The organism is Brevibacillus fortis (assembly GCF_046196545.1).
Lineage (GTDB): Bacteria > Bacillota > Bacilli > Brevibacillales > Brevibacillaceae > Brevibacillus > Brevibacillus fortis_A.
Genome location: NZ_CP176370.1, coordinates 4893070 through 4913664, shown reverse-complemented (window position 1 = coordinate 4913664; position 20595 = coordinate 4893070). Strand labels below are relative to the sequence as shown.

The following is a 20595-nucleotide window of genomic DNA, read 5'->3' as shown; positions in this document are numbered from 1 at the left end:
CCTATACGATATAATGATTGGGATTAGTCAGAAAATGGTACAACCGAGGAGGAACCAGCATGTCCGTACTAGAGGCACTCAAAAGCAGAAGAGCCGTGCGTAACTATATTCCAAAAGAAGTAGAAACAGAAAAAATCCAAGCGTTGCTAGATTGCGCAGTGTTAGCCCCGAATGACCGCTTGCGTCAGCCGTGGCATTTTTACGTGATCAGAGGAGAAGCAAAGCTGCGGTTCGAGGAAATCGCGAAGGAATTTTTGCTGGAGCGTTTTCCGACCAAGCCGAATCTCGTGCAGGATTCCTTGGCCGTCCTGGAAAAAACACCGCTCGTCATTGTTGCGACTGCTGATGTGATCCCAGGGGATGAAGCATCCTCAGAGGATAACGAATACGCGGTTTGCTGCGCGATTCACTCCATGTGGCTGGCAGCGAAGGAACTGGGACTGGGCATGGTATGGCGCACGAGAGGAATAGGCTTGGTTCGCGACGAACGCTTGCTGCAATTCCTCGGATCGCCTGAAAATAAAAAGGTCGTGGGCACGCTGTTCATTGGCTATCCCGAGGCAGATGCTCCTGAGACCAGTCGGGTGGCAGCGGAAGAAAAGACGACCTGGCTGTAATGCTCCAGCTGACCTCTTTGAAAAACACGGAACGGAAAAGAAAAACTGGGTGAAGCACTGTAGTTGTTTGCAACTAAGTCCCCCCACACACGTATAAATGGTAAGGTTACACCGTACATAACGAGGGGAGCTGTTAGATCATGTTTGGAAAGCTTGCGGCAGACGCGCTTGGCTTGAGCAATGTGGGAATCGTGGTAAAACCAGCAGATTACGACAAGGTGGACGCTGATGATTACATCATGCATGAGGACAATGAGAAGATCTATTTTTTGATCAAATCAAAATCCGATGAGTACTGCTTCACCAATCTAGGGCTGGTTCATCTGGATGGAACGAGTGCCACCAGCAAAAAACGCATGCTGCGCCGCTATTCCTACCAAACACACCCAATCTCTGACGTGTATCTGGAAACAGCCGGAACTGTCGATTTGGATGTAGAAATCAAGTTCACCATGGGCAATGAGCACTACTCGATCGATGTCAACAAAAAGCATTTGGAGGAGCTAAAAGACCTCTACAAAGCTCTTGTGAAGATCGCCTCGATTATGCACGATAACGAACTTGCGCTCCAGCATGCAAAAGAAAGCCTCCACGTCGCTCAAAGCACACTGGGCCGCGTAACAGGCCAACAAGCTGACGTAGCTTCACAATTCAAGTCCATCAACCAATACACCTTCGATTGGCTGGAAGACATCCGATACAAGTATGTCGTTAAAGACTTTGGCAAAGTCTTTGAAAAATATATTCATAACTAAACCGTAGCAACTAAGAGAAAAGAGCCTCTTTAAAGAGGCTCTTTTTGTATTCAAGCGAAATCTTCGGCAAGCCCCACTCCCAAAGCAGTTCGAAACGAGTACCCCGACAGCTGTACGGGAAGGTGTGTCACATGTTTGGAAGGAGACCGCCCGAACGAAGAGAGGAAAAAGGCGACTGGAAAACATGTGGTACGCCTTCCTCCCGACCACAGTAGCAGGAAGACAACATTCTTTCGAGCTTTACTCCTTGTGCAAAAGCTTGCCGATCTTGAGCGCCAGTTGGATTTGAAGCAGCTCCTCCGAGTTTTTCAAATCCATATTCAAAATCTCTTTGATCTTTTCGATCCGGTAAATAAATGTATTGCGGTGAATGAACATCGCTTTCGCCGCTTCACTGACGTTTTGATTGTACAGAAAGTAATTGTCCAAGGTCACCATGAGGCTCGTGCCGAACTCTTGATCATGCTCGTACAGCTTCCCCAGACGTTTCAAAAAGAAGTCTTCCAGTTCAATGTCCTTAATGTTGGAATCCAGAAAATGATAGACGGAATAATCATCGAAATGAGAGACGTCGCCCTTGCTGTTGAACTTCTGCATCAGGCGGATCGCTTCATGTGCTTCGGAAAAGCTTTTATGAAGCGAAGCGATGTTTTTATACTGACGTCCTACCCCAATAAAGAACAACGTTTTCTTGATTTTATCCACGAGAGCGCTGTACAGCTCATTAGCGAATTGCTTGGCTTCACTTGCTGACACCACAGGACGATGTTCATTTTGTCCGATGAGAATGATGATCCGATTGTTTCGATAAAAGCAGGTCACCTCTCCCGGTGCTTTGCTCGCGTAATCATATACGAGATCGACGCATTTTTTGGCGATCCGATCCAGCTCGTACTTGCGATCGATTATATCTTCCAAATTTTCCAGCTCAACTGGCTCGATATTAATGACCATACAAAAATACATGTAGCTCGATTGTAGTCCGTGCAAATCACATAAGGTTTGCAGCGAGTCAGACGACGTAATTTTACCTGTGAGCAAGTCATCGAAAAAGTCTTGTCTGATCTTCAGCTTCACTTCCTCGATTTCCCTCGCCTTGATCCGCTCCAGCGCCACGATGGTGGACGCCTGCTCCAGCACAATGTAGTCAAATTCAGTCAGCTCCCAAACGGTTTGCCAGACGACGATGTATCCGTAGATGTGATTGGCCACAGCAACGGGGAGAATCCTACATTTAATCTCATCATCTTTCGCATGGTAGATACGTTTGATAGACTTTTTGATCTGGCTAATATTTTTCGGGACGGAATCGGTGAAGTCACGGGTAAAAACAGGTCTGTTCTTGATCAAAGTCAGGCAGGAGTCAAGCGGAATCGGATTGTGCCAGATTTCCGTGTAATGAAGCAGATGCCAGTCCTGATCCAGAATAAGGATCGGGTTGTTGATCGTCTCAGACAGCTCGGAAGCGATGCGATCCAGTCCGCCACCTTCCAGCGCAATGCGAAACAGGGCGTTATGCATGTCCAATGTTTTGCGGTTCAACAAATCATAGCGCCCGGAGGCTTTCTCGTTAATAATGGCAATCACTTTAGACAATGTGTATTCAAAAGGGAGGGCCAAGAGCGGGAGTCCATACTTGTTCGCATGATCAATCATGTTTTGCGGGATTTGATCGAAATAGCGATGCATCTTGATAACGAGCCCGGAGCAGTTGATTTCCGCCAGCTCTTTGATGATTTTATTTTGCAGCTCGGGATTGTCCTTGAAAATATATCCGGTGGAGAGCAGTAATTCATTGGAAGACAGCCAGTCAAAAGCATCCGGGTTCTCCATGATATTGACGATGGAGATGACGTTATTGATGCCTTGCTCTCCGGCGATGATTTTGATGCCGTCTATGGATTGAATGGTAAGCAAATCTTTGATGGTCAGCACTCTGTTCACTCCTTTGCCACAAAGGGATTCCTTTAATTGTGCAATGTGCACAAGTGAACCTCAATTTTTTTAGTTTCCATACACAATGACGATTCCATTCATCCTGTCTAAAATAATGATGTAAGTACGGGGTGCTTGTCTAATTGTTTTTTAAAAGAGCAAGCGCTCAGCCAATCTTGGCGGGTTGTTCAATCACGAGAGCATGGAGGGCTTACTATGACAGACAAAAGCGTAGTACAGGCATTTCTTGAGGCAGCGGCTGAGGGGAATATCGAAGCACTGAAAAAGCATCTGGAGCAGGGTGTAGATATTAACGCAAGAAACAGACAAAAGCGTACAGCGATTCTGACTGCTGCTATGAACGACAAATTGGAAGCGGTATCGTTTTTGGTAGAAGCGGGTGCAGACGTTGATTTGCAGGATGAGACATGCTTCAACCCGTTCTTGTTCGGATGCATTAACGGCAAGCTGGAACTCGTCAAAATGATGATCAAAGCAGGAACAAACCTGGAGCTGTTGACTCGTTTTGGTGGAGTGGGGATTACACCAGCGTGTGAAAAAGGTCATGTGGACATCGTACGTGAGCTCGTAACGACGACTGACATCAACGTAAACCATACCAACTTTGTGGGTTGGACACCATTAATCGAAGCGATCATCCTCAATGATGGCGGCGAGAAGCAACAAACGATCATCAAGCTGTTGATTGAGCATGGCTGCAATGTGCACATGGTAGATAAATACGGCGTAACACCGCTAGAACTGGCGAGAAGAAAAGGCTACACCGAAATCGAAAAAATCTTGCTGGAAGCAGGAGCGAAGTAAAGCGTCCCATGTACATCCAGGCGTTGTCTGGCGATGCTGGTTTCCTTGAGCGTTTGGCACGAGCAAACTTTAGCGGGACCGTACACAGTATTTTTGAGCGAACGATCAATCTGACATGCAGCGAAAACGGAGAATTGTACACCATTGGCAACCATCAGCTAGACAATGCACCGAACACGCTCATCGTTGATGTAAAAGGCTTTTCAGAGCTGGGGCTGTCTGTAAACGCTCCGGTCATTACAGAAGATAGCACGCTCGTTATTGGAGCGGATTTACGAATATGGACTCAGCAAGCAACAAAGTGGGAAGGTGAGCTTCCTTCCTATCCTTGTGACATAGAAGGCGTAGATGTTTTGCGCAGAAATGTGGCGTTCACGAAAAACTACGTGGACGTATACGGCAAGACGGGGGGCATGAAAATGTCCTCCCAACCTGCCAGTCCGTTTGAGAAAGAGATGTCCCGTATGCTGATCCAGCGTGCAGGCTTGCTTTCCAACGATCTGGCGAATAACCGCATAGAGTCAGCTACTCAGCATGCGATAAGTCTTATCGGACTGGGGCCGGGGTTAACACCATCGGGTGACGATTTTTTAGTGGGATTGTGCAGTGTATACAAAATGCAAAACATTTCCTCTTGTTTGTCATGCCCATTTTTCGATGAAATCGTCCGTTCATCCCAAACATTAACGAACGAAATCAGTGCGATCACGCTGAAAAAAGCAACCCATGGACAAGTGAGAGAGTCACTAAATGACTTACTTTCATACATGGTGTCCGGTTCCGTGGAAGAGCTTGTCCCTGCCTTAGACAAAATTATCGGGATCGGCTCGTCGTCGGGTACGGATATCCTGCTTGGCATCCTATGTGGTTTGGAACGAAATCTAGAAGCTGGAGGTAACGTATGTCTACCAAAGTCGTAATCAAGCAAAGTACGTATTTTGACTCGGTATCCCTGATGTCTCTATCTACAAAAGCGAATCAAATTGAAGGTGTTGAACAAGCGGTTATCGCGATGGGCACCGATATGAACAAAGAGGTATTGAAAAACGTAGGCTTGCTCACACCTGAGCTGGAAGCAGCGAAAACGAGCGACTTGATGATCGTGGTGAAGGCGGCGACAGACGAGCTGTGCGAGAGCGCTCTCATCGCCATCGAAGAACTGTTCAAGAAAAAAGGCGGCAGCAAATCCGCAACAGAGATCAAATACTCCACGATTGATTCAGCAGCATCAAGCATTCCAGAGGCAAACCTCGCAGTCATCTCGGTAAACGGTGCATTTGCGGCGAGAGAAGCGAGAAAAGCATTGGAAAACGATCTGCACGTCATGCTGTTCAGCGACAACGTGAGCATTGAGGAAGAGATCGCCCTCAAGCAATTCGCGCATGAAAAAGGTCTGTTGATGATGGGACCTGACTGCGGTACAGCGATTATCGGCAATGTGGCACTGTGCTTCGGAAACGCCGTGAGAAAAGGGAACATCGGGATCGTAGGTGCATCCGGTACAGGAAGCCAAGAGGTGAGTGTGCGTATTCACGACTTCGGCGGCGGTATCACGCAGTTGATCGGTACAGGCGGTCGCGACCTCTCTGAGCAAGTCGGCGGCATCATGATGCTCGACGGAATCAAAGCACTGGAAGAGGATGAGGCGACAAAGGTCATCGTGCTCATTTCCAAGCCACCAGCACCAAGCGTTCAGGAAAAAGTATTGGCGCAAGTGAAAAACTGCAAAAAGCCTGTGGTTGTGTACTTCATTGGTGGAGAAGAAACGCCAGTTCAGGAAGCAGGCGGACATTTTGCAAAAACGAGCAAGGAAGCAGCCATCAAAGCAGTTGTGCTGGCTGGCGCCAACGAAGACGAGCTCAACAAGCGCGCTCTCAACTGGCCACTGATTGAAGAAGTGCGGGCAAAGCTGACACCAGAACAAAAATACGTTCGCGGACTGTTCTGCGGCGGTACACTGTGCGACGAAGCGATGTACCTCGCGATGGAAAAGTATGATGACGTATACAGCAACATCCAAAAGAAAGCGGACTACAAGCTGAAAAACATCCATGAGAGCAAGGCACATACCTACCTCGACATGGGCGATGACGATTTTACAAACGGCAAGCCGCATCCAATGATCGACCCGTCCTCGCGTATCGCCAGATTTTTGGAAGAAGCAAAAGATCCTTCCGTCGGCGTCATTCTGATGGACTTCATCTTGGGCTTCGGTTCTCACGAAGATCCTGTAGGTGTTATGCTGCCAGCGATCAACGAAGCAAAAGCACTGGCTGCCAAGGAAGGCAGACACCTGGAAATTTTGGGCTACGTGCTGGGTACTGATCTCGATACACCGAACTTCGATGAGCAAGTGAAGAAGCTGATGGATGCGGGTGTAACGATTGCGAGCAGCAGCACGAACGCGGGTCTTCTGGCTAGAGAATTTGTTGCGAAAGGGGAATAATCATGAGCAAAATCAACGAGCTGTTTAACGGAAAGATTCATGCGATCAACGTAGGGATCGAGTTTTTCAAAGACGATATCATCAAGCAAAATGCGAATGCGTCTCATCTGGATTGGAAGCCTCCGGGCGGCGGAAAGCCTGAGCTGATCAACGCTCTCGACAGACTGGAAAATGCTGCTGTCGCTGAAAAAATTGCTGCGGCAAACAAGATGGCGGTAGAGCGTATCATCAACTCCCAGCCGATGCTCGTCGGCTTCGACCAAGCGATCAATGTGGTACCAGGCATGACGAAAACCACGATTCTGCACGCAGGTCCACCTATTACTTGGGACAAAATGTGCGGAGCGATGAAAGGTGCCGTAACTGGCGCAATCGTATTCGAGGGCTTGGCAAAAGACATCGAGGAAGCTGAACAGGTAGCTGCGTCTGGCGCGATCACGTTCTCTCCATGCCACGAACACAACTGCGTAGGCTCCATGGCAGGTGTCACATCCGCTTCGATGTTCATGCATGTAGTCAAAAACAAAACGTATGGCAACGTCGCATACACCAACCTCAGTGAGCAAATGGCTAAAATTTTGCGCATGGGCGCCAACGATGAAAGCGTCATCGCCCGTCTGAACTGGATGCGCGATGTATTGGGACCAATGCTGCGTGATGCGATGAAGATTGCAGGTGAAATCGATCTGCGTCTCATGCTGGCGCAAGCGCTGCATATGGGCGATGAATGCCACAACCGCAACAACGCAGGTACGAGCTTGTTGATCCAAGCACTGACTCCGTACATTTTGGAGACAGATTTCACAAAAGAACAAAAACGCGAAGTATTCGATTTCGTAGCAAGTAGCGACTACTTCTCCGGCCCGACATGGATGGCGATGTGCAAATGCGCGCTGGATGCAGCACACGGAATCGAGAACAGCACGATTGTCACCACAATGGCACGCAATGGCGTAGAGTTCGGTATCCGAGTAAGCGGCATGGCTGGCAACACATGGTTTACAGGACCTGCACAAAAGGTAATCGGTCCAATGTTTGCAGGCTACAAGCCAGAGGATTCCGGCTTGGATATCGGGGACAGTGCGATCACCGAAACATACGGGATCGGCGGCTTCGCAATGGCGGCAGCTCCGGCGATTGTTGCGCTCGTAGGCGGTACGGTTGAAGAAGCGATCGGCTTCTCCACCACGATGAAGGAAATTACGACGGCAGAAAATCCAAACGTCACGATTCCTCTTCTGGACTTCCGAGGTGTAGCAACAGGTATCGATATTCGACAGGTGATCCAAACAGGCATTCTGCCGATTATCAACACCGCCATTGCGCATAAAGACGCAGGCATCGGCATGATCGGTGCGGGTATTACGTATCCACCGATGGAAGCTTTTGAAAAAGCATTGCTCGCAGTAACGGAAACGATTAGCGAATAGCTTTTCATCCCAGGGGACTCAGCTTTCGCAGCAAAATAAGGTTGCGAAAGCTGGGTTGAAAGAGGAAGGTGAATGAACATGGGACAGGCAAACGTAAAGGAATCATATGAAGAATTCAAGTCCTATGGATACGCGGACGATATTTTGCCAAAGACTTCCGAAAATCGAGATTGGGGCACCTTTAACTACGTGACCGTGTGGATGGGCGCTGTGCATAATCTCATGTCGTACATGACTGTAGCCGGATTCTTTGTCCTTGGATTATCCGTTCCGCAAGTCTTGTGGGCAGTCATGATTGCTGCCTTGATTGTTTCGGCTGGCTATGTGTTGAATGGCTATGCGGGACAGAAGTACGGGATTGGCTATTCGATGCTGTTGCGCAGCTCCTTTGGTGTAAAAGGCTCGATCATTCCTGCTATATGTCGTGGGCTTATCGCTGGTGTTGTGTTTTTTGGGACAAAAACAATTATTGGCGCACAATCCTTTAATGTCATTTTTGAGAAAATATTCCCTGGCTATATGAATATGGTTCCAGGCTTTGATTTTCTCGGATTAGATTTCCCGACGATGCTTTCTTATGTGATCCTCTGGGTCATTACAGTTGGATTGTTTTTAGGCGGAATGAAAATTCTCAGTCTGTTTAGTAAATGGTCTTCACCGATCATCTATATTTTCATCGTGGGTGCAGCGATTTGGGCGATCAGCGTTGCTGGCGGATTTGGTCCGATCTTTGCTTATGCTCCTGCCAAACCGATGGAGAATTGGCTTGTATTTATCGCATGTGTAAGTGCATTGGTATCGAACTGGGGTGGCCCGATTGTAAATATTGCAGACCTTACGCAAAGGGCAAAACACCCGAAAGCTCCGACGATTGGTCTGCCGCTTGGAATGATTGCATCCTACATCCTGTTTGGAATTACGTGTGTAGGATTGTTGGTTGGAACGCAAATCGCGTTTGGCATCACAGACTTTAATGTAGTCGTTGCCATTGATCAAATTGGGAATCCTGTTGCCGTCATTATCTTGTTGCTGGCACTGAATATAGGTTCGACGAGCTATGTTGTGTTTGGGAATTTGCTTCCATCTGGACTGCAAATGACAGCGCTTCTTCCGAAAATGTTTACAGTGAAGTCAGCGGCTATCTTAACAGCTGTATTGGGGACTGTCATTTTACCTTGGAAGCTGGTGAACGGCACGGCCGCGCTCTATATGTTCTATAGCTTTATCGGCTCCATGTACGGTCCTATCACGGGGATCATGCTGGTCAGTTTCTTCATTGAAAGAAAAAGAAAGCTAGATTTATCCAGCATCTATGTAAAACCAGGTGAAAACGGAGAATACAAAAACGGCTTTAATATGGTGGCATGCGGCGTATTGATCGTCAGCTTCTTGATTACGCTATTCGGCTCTTTCTTGCCAAATGTGCCCCTATTGGCAAACATCAGCAAGTCTGCTTTCCTTAGCGGGATGATTATCTCCAGTGTTCTCTATGCACTGAGCTATAAATGGAACAAATCAAGTGCGATCACGCAGCGTGAAACAACTGCAAATGTATCTTAACCAAAGGAGAAGTGCCCAGTGGAAAAACTAGTAATTGTTGCTATCGGCGGCAACTCATTAGTGAAAGATAATGGTCGCAATACCATTCAGGACCAATATGAAGCTGTATGTGAAACCGCGGCAAATATAGCAGATATGGTGCAAGAAGGTTACAACGTTGTCGTTACTCATGGCAACGGACCGCAGGTTGGATTTGCTTTGCAAAGATGCGAAATCGCCAATGAAGTGTCCGGAATGCCTACGATCCCGCTGGTCAATTGCGTGGCGGATACGCAGGGGGGAATCGGCTACCAAATCCAGCAGGCACTCACTAACGAATTTGCCAAAAGAGGAATCAACAAAAAAGTGGCGAGCGTTATCACACAGGTAGAAGTCAGCAAGGATGATCCGAATTTCGAAAATCCAACGAAGCCAGTCGGCTCCTTCTTCACGCTGGAGCAGGCGGAAGAGATGCGCAAAGAGCATCCGGACTGGGTATTTATCGAGGATTCCGGTCGCGGCTACAGAAGAGTGGTTCCTTCCCCGAAGCCAATCGACATCGTGGAAAAAGACGCGATCAAATCGTTGATCGAAGCAGGATATGTGGTAGTCGCTGTTGGCGGCGGCGGTATTCCGGTTGTGAAAACGGGCGAAAATACGTACGATGGGATTGATGCTGTCATCGACAAAGACTTTGCTACCAGCTTGCTGGCAGAGCAAATCGATGCACAGACATTGATCATTACGACAGGTGTTCCGCAGGTATGCATTAACTTCGGCAAGCCGGATCAAAAGGCGCTGGAGCGCATCACGGTAGAGGAAACGAAGCAATACGTTCGTGAAGAGCACTTCGCAAAAGGCAGCATGCTGCCAAAAATCGAGGCCAGCCTGAGCTTTTTGGAGAAAAACGGGTCAAGCGTGATCATTACAAACCCGGAGAGCTTAAAGGATGCGATTACGAACAAAGCAGGGACACACATCGTAAAATAATGGCCTCTTGAGGGAGGATCAAGACAATGGATTACATGAAGCTGGCAGTGGAAAAAACGATGGAAGGCATGAACAACAAGCTCGGTGGGCCTTTTGGAGCGGCTGTGGTGAAAGGGGACGAAATTATCGCCGTATGCAGCAATCGCATGATGGCCGATATGGACCCGTCCCAGCATGCAGAGATGGTAGCCATTCGCGAAGCGTGCAAGACCTTGGGCACGATGGACCTGACAGGCTGCGAAATTTACGCGACTTGTGAGCCTTGCCCGATGTGCGTGGGCGCTATCATCTGGTCTGGCATCAAGGTCGTTCATTACTGCTCGACTGCGGAGGATGCGCATGAGAACGGTTTTTCGGATAAGCATCTTCGCAACTATTTTTCGGGTAAGGATCAGAGCGTTTTGAACATGATCAAGGTGGAGAAGCGTGAGGACTGCGATCAGTTGTTTACCCACTTTCATCAGTTGAACAAAGAGTAGAAGGTAACTGAATAGCAGACAAGCAAGAAACACGGATGTTCGGATTATGAAAAAAAGGGCCTTATAAGGGCCCTTTTTTCATATGTGCCCTGGCGATGTTCTCGAAAGTTGAACAAGGCTACCCCGAATCATTCCCGCACAAATGTAATAAAGTCAACATTAACGGGTTCAATACCAACTGCTCGAAGTCGTGAGTTAATCTGTCCGCGATGATACTGACCATGCAATGCTACATGAGTTAAAATATCCCGTACAGAATACGTAAACTCTCTTCCTTTACTATTCGTGTAGGATATTATTTTATCTAGGTCAGTATTTGCCAAATTCGTAAAAAAAGCTGTGAAGCTCTCTCTATTTTGTTTAATAAGTTCTGCACAGATTTCTAAATCATCCTCCGACCATATGGGAAGTTGTGAACTGTCCATTCCGCGTAATCTAGTTATCCATATTTTTTCAGCATGAAGGATATGGGAAAATAAACGCCATATCTCCTGATTTTCATCTTCAATACTTTGCAGTGTTTCAAAAATACGTTGGTTAGCCCAATTTAAATGCTCATACATTTTTTGGATAGTTTTCAATGCGAATCACCCTCTACCAATTCTTCTGCCCGTTAGTTGAGCAATGCCGTCAGTCTACCTCTTTATTATTTCAGTCTACAACATTATTATCTAGTCTAAAATTTTAATATTTTCGGACAGATAAAATGTGACAATTATTTCCAAATATCGTCTTATTGTGTGAGCTTCAACGTCAAGAAAAGATGGAGGATATACGTATGACCTCTCAAAGGCGTTATCCTGTACTGGCAAGCAGTGCTCTGCTAACAGCCACACTGCTCCTGTCACCAGCCTCGGCCACAGTCATGGCAAATCAGGCAGGCAACCAACAAGCAGCAGCCCACCTTCAGGAAAATCAGTTAAGCGAAAAGGCAAAACGAACGGAGCAAAAGCTGCAAATGCTCGTCCCTGAGCTGGATGACACATCAAGACATATTACCTTGGAAACGAAAGACCAGCCTGTGTACGAAATCCGTTATGAAAAAAATAATGAATTCTTTGCCAGAGCATATATCCATGCAGAAACCGGGAAACTGCTTACGTATTTATTGAATGACAAGGATCTTGAAAATCCTGATGACAAGCTGGCCTATAAGAGCGCCGATACCTTCATGGAGGGGTGGATCGGTGAAATGCGCAGCCTGTACAAGGTAACGCGGGCTCCTGTAGGCGATGTCATTTATAGCCGCTATGTAAATGGCATAGAGGTAGTTGGCGATGAGTTTCGGTTGGCAGTAAACAGTGCGGGACAGGTAACCAACGTTTCGGCAGGAGAAAACACGCTGACAAACGTCAATCACGCTGACTTCCTCCTTCCAGCCCAGGCGATGAAGAAAGATCAGCTCAGTCGTTTTATCCAACCTCAACTGCAACTCATGTACATCCTTGGTGAAAATAAGACCGATCTCGTCTACTCCACTGTACTCTCCCATTATTTGGACGCAGTCACAGGAGCTGAGTTGATCCCTGATCGGCAATACATAACCTGGAGGTGGAAACCAATCTCCCTCACGCCTGGTGGAAGAGTAGTAAAGGTGAAGAATGAGCAGGAGGCAACGCGGATTTACGAAAGCGAGATGGGTATCAGCTTGAAGGGAAGTACATTCAACAGCTACAATAGCGACACGGAAAGGGTCTATGTTTCCCCTGATGAAAATGAGGTTTTGTTTACGAAGGATGGCGTTGTGATCGGTTTTATAAGCTATTCGAACGCCGAACCCCAAAAAGGGAAGGCAACATTGTCGGAAAAGCAGGTTCTTGAGAAAGCTGTTCAGTTCCTGCAAACATATCTCAAACAGGAAGAAAAGGAGTTCTACTACAGGGTGAATCCTGATAGGGAGAATCCACATAAGTATGTAGTAGAGTTTGTGCCATCTGTTGAGGGACTTCCGCTGGTATACGGACGAAGAATTGGTATTAGTATGAATGGAGTCACGGGGAAAATCACCGAGTACAATCAAAAACTCGACCAAAAGCCTGCCAAGCTTCCGGATAAGAGGAAGGCTGTCTCCATAGATGCAGCAGCCAAAGCCTTGCTGGCGAAACCCACTGAACTGTTATACATCTACCCATTCATTAATGGAGAGAGGGTGGCCAAACCGGTTCTTGCCTATTCCATTGATGGTAACGATATCAATGCCCTGACAGGTAAGGTCGAAGAGTAGGTAGAATGAAAATCTTCCACGACATTTAGAACACATAATTTGTGATAATATAAGAAAAATATGAGACGGAACATTAATGAATAGACAGCGAGTGGAAAGAAATCTATTTTCTGCTAGAGTTCTTTTAAACTAGAGGTGGCATCATGTTAAAACGTTTATTTGTTTCAGGATACAAGGCCCATGAGCTGGGCATTTTCAATGAAAAAAATCCGGGGTTAGCCATTATTAAGAAAGCACTGAAGCGGGAACTCGTAAGATTCCTTGAGGAAGAATTGGAATGGGTCATCATATCAGGTCAACTCGGGGTAGAAATGTGGGCAGCCGAAACTGTTCTGGAATTGAAAAAGGAGTATCCACATCTAAAACTGGCGGTAATTACTCCGTTTTTGAATCAAGAGGAAAAGTGGAAAGAAGAAACCCAGGATTACTACCGAAATATTGTGATGCAAGCCGACTATATCAATAGTGTCTATCAAACACCTTACCAGGGAGTTTGGCAGCTTGGAGAGAAAGACAAATTCTTGCTATCCAATTCAGACGGTATCTTGTTAGTTTACGATGAAGAAAACGAAGGCTCACCGAAATTTCTAAGTAAGCTCGCCGCAAAAAAATCGGATATGGGCGATTATCAGTTATTTCGAATTAACGCGTATGACTTACAGACCATTGCAGAGGAACAGCAGCAAGAATTATACAATGACTAGTTCTAAACAAAGAAGCTAGCTATGAAAGCTGGTTTTTATTCTTGGACAGTCTCTCCTATTTATCCAATATCGGTCTATTGCTTTAATTGTCCATTGTCTGGGGCCAACAATCATATTTATGTCACAACATATCAACAAAAGGGGACCTGTCGGGGTCCCTTTTGTTATTCCAGACTAGTTTAGATAACATCTTTTGGAGGGGACGGCTCCTGGTAATTCATCTGCCGCTTTACCTAATACTCCGGGAGTTGCCCTGCTGCCTCTTTCATTTTAACAGGCACATCATCCTGCATTGAATTCCTTGCCCAAATCTTGCAACATACTACGCATCGACTGCGGAAGCATTCGACCTTCAGGAGCTGATCTACTTCACTTTGGCATAATAAAATTTCTGACAAGAAAGCCAAATTATCCACTGTCAACCTCTTGGAATTCCTACTTATTTTTGCTAGATCAATTACATAATGCAAGTCGTTTCTTCTCAAATCACTTTGCTCAAATACTGCCCCATGTGTTCATATTACACGCTCAAAGACTATTTGAAATTAGGTTATGGAGAATATTGTTTTTATAAAGCAATAGACTAAATTCCTAATTTTACAATATGGAAAATATGACATTATTACCATTTTGTATATTAGTAAGTAATGATATCATGTTTACTCATAATAAAATATGGAAAGTGAGGTAGTAATTGTGAAGAGGATCGTTTTTGATTAACAACAATAGTGATTTCTGTGCTTCTAGTCATTAGTCAGTGCTGCTCAAGTCGGGTAGACAGTAGATTCAATTGTAACAAAAGGCCTAATGAATTGATTTGGTAAGAGGGTAAATTACAGCGAAGTTACATATTCGAGTAGGTGAATTTGAATATTGATCGTATAGCTATCATTTTTTAGTTTGGGTTTATTAAATTTCGAAGTATTTTACTGAGATAGTGACTCTTTCTACTGAATGTATATTGAACAATACTCCATTTTCTTTAGCGCTGTTCTCGAATGTCAAACTAGTAGAAACCTAACCAATGAGGAGAGCAAAGTGAACATTAACATGAAAAGATATTTGTCCGTGCTTCTAGTGCTGAGTGTGTTATTGAATATGGTAGTACCCCTTTCATATGCATCTACGAATCTAGATAATCAAATGAACACAGTGCAAACAAATGAAAATACATCTTCAGAAGGTGTAACGAGTACAACAGAAATAGAAGGCGAAGGATCTATAGATAGTAAGTTCCCCATGGACGAGGGAAAGCAAGAAAACGAGGAAGAATTAGAACCAGAAAACGAAATAGTAGAATTGTCGATCCTTCCAGATGAAATTCAATTGAGAGTAAATGAGTCTGTTGCTTTACTTGTTAAGGCAATGTGGGCAAATAAGGTTGTTGAAGATGTAACCCAATCTGTCACGTGGGAAATCGAGAACAAAGAATTGATTCGTATCGAAGAAGGCAAGGTCATTGCTCAAGCTCTGGGCAAAACCACGCTCACTGCTACTTACAAAGACAAAGTGACGAAAGTGAATGTTGAAGTGGTAGATGCTTCTTCAGAAGAGCCAGCTGTAGATGAATTAACCGATGAATCACAAACCGACGAAATAGAAGAGGAAATCCCCAAGCTGATGAGCCGAGTTGCGGGGGAAACATTCGAGCTAACCATTTCCGAAGGTGAGACTTATGTTTTTGAAAATAGTAATCCTAAATCAAGTTCTTCGTTGAAGGCCGACACTTCGAGAAGTGATGGTAGGACGTATGACTATGCTGCGTACAATGCAGAGGGAGAGGGCGTCGCTCATGACCTAGACTCCATTGCTACTTCAAGGTCGATCCCGCTAGATGGAAGGCTTGTTGTTACGGTTACTGGATTTCCTGTAACTTTTACGGGAGATGTAGAAAAGACAACCTATTATTCTGCATCAGAACCCGCTTTATTTAAAAAAACGTTGAGTAAAGATGAAACGTTTATTGCAGTAAATACAAGCTCACAAAGTGAGTCCATTCAATACACTGGTGGGACGAAAAAGAAATTCAGTTACCATATATTCAACAGTGATGGTTCGGTCTACAAACAGGCTGTCGATACGTCTACAGTTTCCTATTCCGTTCCAGCAGGTGGAAAGTTTGTAGCCACTTCGACATCTGATGATCCTGTAACATTTGGTGGTTATTATGACATCTTCAAAGAAGAGGACACCTCCGATGGAACTGTCATCAGTCACAAACTGAATCAAGGCGAGTCCTATCGTTTTGTCAATAATAGTGAAAAGACATTAAGGTTAGATACCGATGCTGCGTATTCGACAGATACGAGATTTGATTTTGCTATTTACAAAAGCGATGGCACAGTACATTCCCAGGCTGCTAATTCATATGCAAGATCGAATGCTGTCTCCGCAGGTGGAGAGATAGTCGTAACGGTTAAGTCTAGCACGCCAATCACGTTCCAAGTATATGACCCTATCTTTGTCGGAACCCCCAGTGTTGATCCTGCTCTTTGGGAAAGAACGGTTACCAAAAATGAAACAGTCAGTGTGAGAAATACAAGCTCATTCGACCTTAAAGCTCTAACAGATGCTGGCCCAAATAAAGTATTTACTTACCAAGTTACAAGTCGTGATGGGTCTATCGTGAGTCAACAGGACAATTCCTCCTTGAGAAGCATACCTGTTCCAGCTGGTGCGACGTTGACTGCAACAGTAACCAAAGATAATCCGGTAACATTTCACGGATATTTTGATCATTTTAAAGAAGAACAGGTAGAAGAGCTTCTATTCAAACAAGAAGTCAAACAAGGCGAATCTTATATCTTTACGAATGTTAGTGGAAAGATTCAAGAGATTGAAACAGATGCTTCTTCTTCAAAAGGAAATCGATTTGAATACACCGTTTATAATAGCGACGGCACTGGCAATTCGTATGCCCTGGATACAACTTTGAGATCGAAGTATATTCCAGTCGGTGGAAAAATGGTCGTTACGGTCACGTCTTCCATACCTGTGACCTTCCAAGGATTTGAGAAAGGTGTAAAAAGAAGCCCCAGCGCAAATCCTGCACTATTTAAGCGCCAAGTGTTTAATGGTGAGACGGTAAGCTTTTTAAACACAAGCACGAAAGAATTGAAGATTGAAACGAATGCGTCAAGTAGGAATAAATACAGTTATCAGATTGCCTCTAATACTGGTTCTGTCGTCAAACAGCAAAACGATGCAACTGCGACAAGCTTGGAGATACCAGCAGGTGGAAAGCTGACGGTTACCATTCCCTCCGATCAGAGCGTTACCTTTTATGGATATTATGACCTCTTTAAAGAAGATGGTTCTAGTTCGATACGCTTTAAACTACAGCTGAACCAAGGCGAGTCTTATGTATTCACAAACACGAGTACGAACAAATACCAGTATATAGATACAGATGCTTATTCCTCTCAGGATAAGAAATACGATTATACCTTGTACTATCAAGGAGCTCCAACACGTCAGTCTGCAAGTGATAATGGAAGACAAATTTCAATGCCTCCGGGCAGTAGAGTAGTGGTCACCGTCATATCTTTAAAACCTGTGACATTCGAAGGTTTTAAAGATGGATTGGAAGCAAGAGTGAGTCCTACCCCTGCTCTTTTCAAACGAACAGCGGGTAAAAATGAAACAATTGGGATTCGGAATTCAAGTCAAGATACCGTACAAGTTCTAACAGATGCAACCTACAACAAAAATCGATTTACTTATCAAGTGATGAAGAGTGACGGTTCTATTAGTATGGAGGCCAACGACACTTCTCAGCTCCAAGTATCCGTACCACCAGGGGGTAAGCTGACAGCAACAGTGACCACTGACCTGCCGGTTACGTTCGCAGGTTACTATGACATTTTAAAAGAAGAGTCAGCGGTTTCTTTAACATTTAACCAACAAGTACAACAAGGTCAATCTTATGTCTTTGTAAACAAAAGTGATGTAACACGAGAAATAAAGACAGATGTTACATATGAGTCTGGGAATACATTTGATTATGCCATGTACGAAGTGGATGGAACCAGTCATAGTCTAGAACGTGATTTCTCTAAAGATTTACTTGAAATTCCCGCAGGTGGAAAGGTAGTTGTAACGGTTACTTCGGCTTCTCCAGTGACGTTCAGCGGATTTGAAAGCACGATAGCAAGAAGTGAAAGTTTGCAACCCGCCTTGTTAAAACGAACCCTTTTAAAGAATGAAAGTGTAAGCATTCTTAATCAGAGTAAAAAAAGTTCGAAAATCAAAACAACTGCTACACGTTATGATCCCTATCGTCTTGAAGTCAAGAGTCCAGACGGTAAGATCACAGACAGTGATAAAAAAAGCACGTCAAAGAGTGAAACAATTAAGGCTGGTCATACCTTTACCGCGACAGTCATCAATGATAATCCCATTACTTATTATGGGGCCTATGAGCATTTTGTCGTAACTTCAGATCCAGTCCCGATCATTGAGAATGTAGCGGTCAACACTTTTGTCGATGTGACGAAGAATACAAAAGAGGTCATCTATCAGTTCACCACAGAAAAAGAGGGATTGCATCGCTTGTTTACATCTCCGTATCAAGAGAGTGGTGGAGAGGTAGACACGGCTCTTACCTTGTACAGCGATTCTGCCATGCAGAATGTGATTGTGCAAAATGATGATCATGATGGCCCTTTCGGTTCGCTATTCTCCATGGTGGAAGCAAAGCTTGCGCCGAATACGACGTATTATGTAAAGATTACCGCAAAGGCAAATGCAAATTTATTGACCAGATTGACAGTAGAGTCAGATTTCGACAATTCTCGCGAAACAGCTACCGTAGCGGAATGGGATGGGATTTATTCCGACCGTTTGTCTTCACCATACGATGTTGATTATTTCAAGCTTACGCTGGATGAGATTGCCGATATGAATTTATATGTCGACAACAACATTCTAACGTTAGAAGATAAAGACGGAAATGAGCTCCAGACGTTTTATGCGAATCAGGAAGACGTGTTATTTATTCCAGGCGACATAGGCGTATTTTATGCGAAAGTATGGAAGCAAAATCCAAGGAAAGAGAAAAGAGCGGCTCTACGCTCGTTACAGACTGCTCCAACTCCCATCTACCATACAAAGTTTCATAAAGTAGTACGGGATACGGGGTATATGGCTATAGATCCAGCCTTAAACATTGTCGGAGCGATTTCATGGAAATACTACGAAGATCATCAGGAAACGGTTATTACCGTAGCACCTAAAGATAATCCAACTCATGTAGTTTACCTAGAAACGAGAAGGTTTTTGGCGAAGAATGTGAAGCATACCTTTACGTGGGATGGTTCCATCAATATGCCGACTACCCAGCCAATCTTAAAAAATGGAACTTACATTGTAAAAATTCGAGCAAAAGACGTTGAAGAAAGATATACAATTGATTCATGGTTTAGATTCTACAATTCCAAAGATACAGAACCTCTTAATATTGATGAACTAGTTAAGACATACAACCAGGAAGTATCTACCGAATACATTAAAACGATGCAAAGAACGCTTAAAAACATGAAAATGTATCATGGCGAACAAACAGGCTCTTACGATAAAGATTTACTGATGTCCGTAATTATGTATGAGGTAGTTACCAACAGATGGAGCGGATTAGTTGCCGCGCAAGAAATGGATGCAAAAAATAACGGAACATACTATGAGCCTATTACTGAAAGGGGAAAAATAACGAAGAGATTGGTTAGCAATTCTATTAAAGACGAACACCGAGACTTCTCGGGGGCAAGAATTGAGTTTATGCTGGAAGGCGATGCAATCATCTTTTCGCTTGCAGGGGGGGCGGCCGTGCGTGTCATGCGTATCGGGTCTACTCTCACTGTCAAATTAAGTAAAACAATTAAGGAATTAATTGACGAAATAAATGATGTCTATGATTGTAATTGTTTCATAGCTGGGACTAAGGTTCTTACAGATAAAGGTGAGAAGGCTATCGAGAAAATCGAGGTAGGTGACAAAGTCTTAGCTAAGGATGATAAAACAGGGGAGATGGATTATAAGGAAGTTCAATGGCTTTTCCAACGTGAAGTTGATAAGACATTTAATATTACTGTTGGTGGGGTACTCATTACGACAACCGAAGAGCATCCGTTCTGGATTGTAGACAAAGGTTGGGTGGAAGCCCAGCATCTTGTTGAGGGCGATGTTCTGACTACCTCAAACGGTAATGAGTTAGCTATTGAAAATATTGAGGTTAAGACGGAACACGCAACGGTTTATAATTTCATGGTAAAGGACTTCCATACCTACTTCGTTTCAAATCTTGGAATATGGACGCATAATTCATGTGTAGATTTAAACGCAGTCGCTAAGTATATTAAAAAGCATGGGAAGTTACCCGATAACTATATTACTAAAGATGAAGCAAGAGCATTAGGGTGGAACTCAAGGCTGGGGAATTTGAACGAAGTTGCTCCAGGAAAAAGTATTGGTGGCGATATTTATTCTAATGTGGAGGGCGTTGTACCGGAGGCTAAAGGAAGGGTATGGTTTGAGGCTGATGTCGAGTATCAAGGTGGTTATAGAAAACAAGCCCGATTACTTTATTCTAATGATGGTCTTTTCTACTTATGGAATCATGGAACCAAAGCAATACCGATAACTATCAAATAATTT

The 20595-nt window shown here is 44.6% G+C and carries 14 protein-coding genes; 12 read left to right on the top strand and 2 right to left on the bottom strand.

The genetic code is table 11. The annotated features are described in order from the left end of the window. Positions 1 to 59: 59 nt before the first annotated feature. Both ACKKE8_RS24140 and ACKKE8_RS24135 read left to right on the top strand, forming a co-directional pair. On the top strand, positions 60 to 617 hold the full coding sequence (locus ACKKE8_RS24140; protein WP_409175248.1) for a nitroreductase: 558 nt from the start codon (positions 60 to 62) through the stop codon (positions 615 to 617). 140 nt (positions 618 to 757) lie between these two features. Further along, positions 758 to 1372 carry a PH domain-containing protein gene (locus tag ACKKE8_RS24135; protein WP_409175247.1) on the top strand — a complete coding sequence of 205 codons (615 nt, stop codon included), beginning with the start codon at positions 758 to 760 and terminating at the stop codon, positions 1370 to 1372. A 240-nt stretch (positions 1373 to 1612) separates the two neighbouring features. Here ACKKE8_RS24135 and ACKKE8_RS24130 read toward each other — a convergent pair whose 3' ends face one another. Further along, a complete protein-coding gene (locus ACKKE8_RS24130) occupies positions 1613 to 3307 on the bottom strand; it encodes a PucR family transcriptional regulator (RefSeq protein ID WP_409175246.1) in 1695 nt (564 codons plus the stop codon). 216 nt (positions 3308 to 3523) lie between these two features. Here ACKKE8_RS24130 and ACKKE8_RS24125 point away from each other — a divergent pair, with 216 nt between their 5' ends. From ACKKE8_RS24125 to ACKKE8_RS24095, 7 genes are all read left to right on the top strand, one after another. After that, complete coding sequence (locus ACKKE8_RS24125) at positions 3524 to 4132, top strand: ankyrin repeat domain-containing protein (RefSeq protein ID WP_069848155.1); 609 nt, start codon at positions 3524 to 3526, stop codon at positions 4130 to 4132. Between the two features lie 8 nt (positions 4133 to 4140). Then, complete coding sequence (locus tag ACKKE8_RS24120) at positions 4141 to 5052, top strand: DUF2877 domain-containing protein (RefSeq protein WP_409175245.1); 912 nt, start codon at positions 4141 to 4143, stop codon at positions 5050 to 5052. Then, complete coding sequence (gene fdrA, locus ACKKE8_RS24115; protein ID WP_409175244.1) at positions 5034 to 6578, top strand: acyl-CoA synthetase FdrA; 1545 nt, start codon at positions 5034 to 5036, stop codon at positions 6576 to 6578. The genes ACKKE8_RS24120 and fdrA overlap by 19 nt, the downstream gene beginning before the upstream one ends. 2 nt (positions 6579 to 6580) lie before the next feature. Continuing rightward, positions 6581 to 8008 (top strand): DUF1116 domain-containing protein, encoded by a 1428-nt coding sequence (locus tag ACKKE8_RS24110; RefSeq protein WP_409175243.1) that lies wholly within the window; start codon positions 6581 to 6583, stop codon positions 8006 to 8008. Between the two features lie 78 nt (positions 8009 to 8086). Further along, the gene (locus tag ACKKE8_RS24105; protein ID WP_409179189.1) at positions 8087 to 9568 is read left to right on the top strand and encodes a cytosine permease; all 1482 of its coding nucleotides are present in this window, start codon (positions 8087 to 8089) and stop codon (positions 9566 to 9568) included. An 18-nt stretch (positions 9569 to 9586) separates the two neighbouring features. Further along, the gene (gene arcC, locus ACKKE8_RS24100; protein WP_409175242.1) at positions 9587 to 10537 is read left to right on the top strand and encodes a carbamate kinase; all 951 of its coding nucleotides are present in this window, start codon (positions 9587 to 9589) and stop codon (positions 10535 to 10537) included. Positions 10538 to 10563: 26 nt separating this feature from the next. Next, on the top strand, positions 10564 to 11016 hold the full coding sequence (locus ACKKE8_RS24095) for a nucleoside deaminase (protein ID WP_409175241.1): 453 nt from the start codon (positions 10564 to 10566) through the stop codon (positions 11014 to 11016). Between the two features lie 128 nt (positions 11017 to 11144). Here ACKKE8_RS24095 and ACKKE8_RS24090 read toward each other — a convergent pair whose 3' ends face one another. Then, the gene (locus tag ACKKE8_RS24090; RefSeq protein ID WP_409175240.1) at positions 11145 to 11597 is read right to left on the bottom strand and encodes a DinB family protein; all 453 of its coding nucleotides are present in this window, start codon (positions 11595 to 11597) and stop codon (positions 11145 to 11147) included. Positions 11598 to 11794: 197 nt separating this feature from the next. Here ACKKE8_RS24090 and ACKKE8_RS24085 point away from each other — a divergent pair, with 197 nt between their 5' ends. From ACKKE8_RS24085 to ACKKE8_RS24075, 3 genes are all read left to right on the top strand, one after another. Continuing rightward, on the top strand, positions 11795 to 13240 hold the full coding sequence (locus tag ACKKE8_RS24085; RefSeq protein ID WP_409175239.1) for a YcdB/YcdC domain-containing protein: 1446 nt from the start codon (positions 11795 to 11797) through the stop codon (positions 13238 to 13240). A 143-nt stretch (positions 13241 to 13383) separates the two neighbouring features. Then, positions 13384 to 13944 (top strand): DUF1273 domain-containing protein, encoded by a 561-nt coding sequence (locus tag ACKKE8_RS24080; RefSeq protein ID WP_409175238.1) that lies wholly within the window; start codon positions 13384 to 13386, stop codon positions 13942 to 13944. A 1038-nt stretch (positions 13945 to 14982) separates the two neighbouring features. After that, on the top strand, positions 14983 to 20592 hold the full coding sequence (locus ACKKE8_RS24075) for a polymorphic toxin-type HINT domain-containing protein (protein ID WP_409175237.1): 5610 nt from the start codon (positions 14983 to 14985) through the stop codon (positions 20590 to 20592). Positions 20593 to 20595 lie beyond the last annotated feature (3 nt).

Bases quoted from the DNA above. Each gene is read 5' to 3' on its own strand.
- ACKKE8_RS24140 (WP_409175248.1), top strand. From the start codon at position 60: ATGTCCGTACTAGAGGCACTCAAAAGCAGAAGAGCCGTGCGTAACTAT.
- ACKKE8_RS24135 (WP_409175247.1), top strand. From the start codon at position 758: ATGTTTGGAAAGCTTGCGGCAGACGCGCTTGGCTTGAGCAATGTGGGA.
- ACKKE8_RS24125 (WP_069848155.1), top strand. From the start codon at position 3,524: ATGACAGACAAAAGCGTAGTACAGGCATTTCTTGAGGCAGCGGCTGAG.
- ACKKE8_RS24120 (WP_409175245.1), top strand. From the start codon at position 4,141: ATGTACATCCAGGCGTTGTCTGGCGATGCTGGTTTCCTTGAGCGTTTG.
- fdrA (WP_409175244.1), top strand. From the start codon at position 5,034: ATGTCTACCAAAGTCGTAATCAAGCAAAGTACGTATTTTGACTCGGTA.
- ACKKE8_RS24110 (WP_409175243.1), top strand. From the start codon at position 6,581: ATGAGCAAAATCAACGAGCTGTTTAACGGAAAGATTCATGCGATCAAC.
- ACKKE8_RS24105 (WP_409179189.1), top strand. From the start codon at position 8,087: ATGGGACAGGCAAACGTAAAGGAATCATATGAAGAATTCAAGTCCTAT.
- ACKKE8_RS24095 (WP_409175241.1), top strand. From the start codon at position 10,564: ATGGATTACATGAAGCTGGCAGTGGAAAAAACGATGGAAGGCATGAAC.
- ACKKE8_RS24085 (WP_409175239.1), top strand. From the start codon at position 11,795: ATGACCTCTCAAAGGCGTTATCCTGTACTGGCAAGCAGTGCTCTGCTA.
- ACKKE8_RS24080 (WP_409175238.1), top strand. From the start codon at position 13,384: ATGTTAAAACGTTTATTTGTTTCAGGATACAAGGCCCATGAGCTGGGC.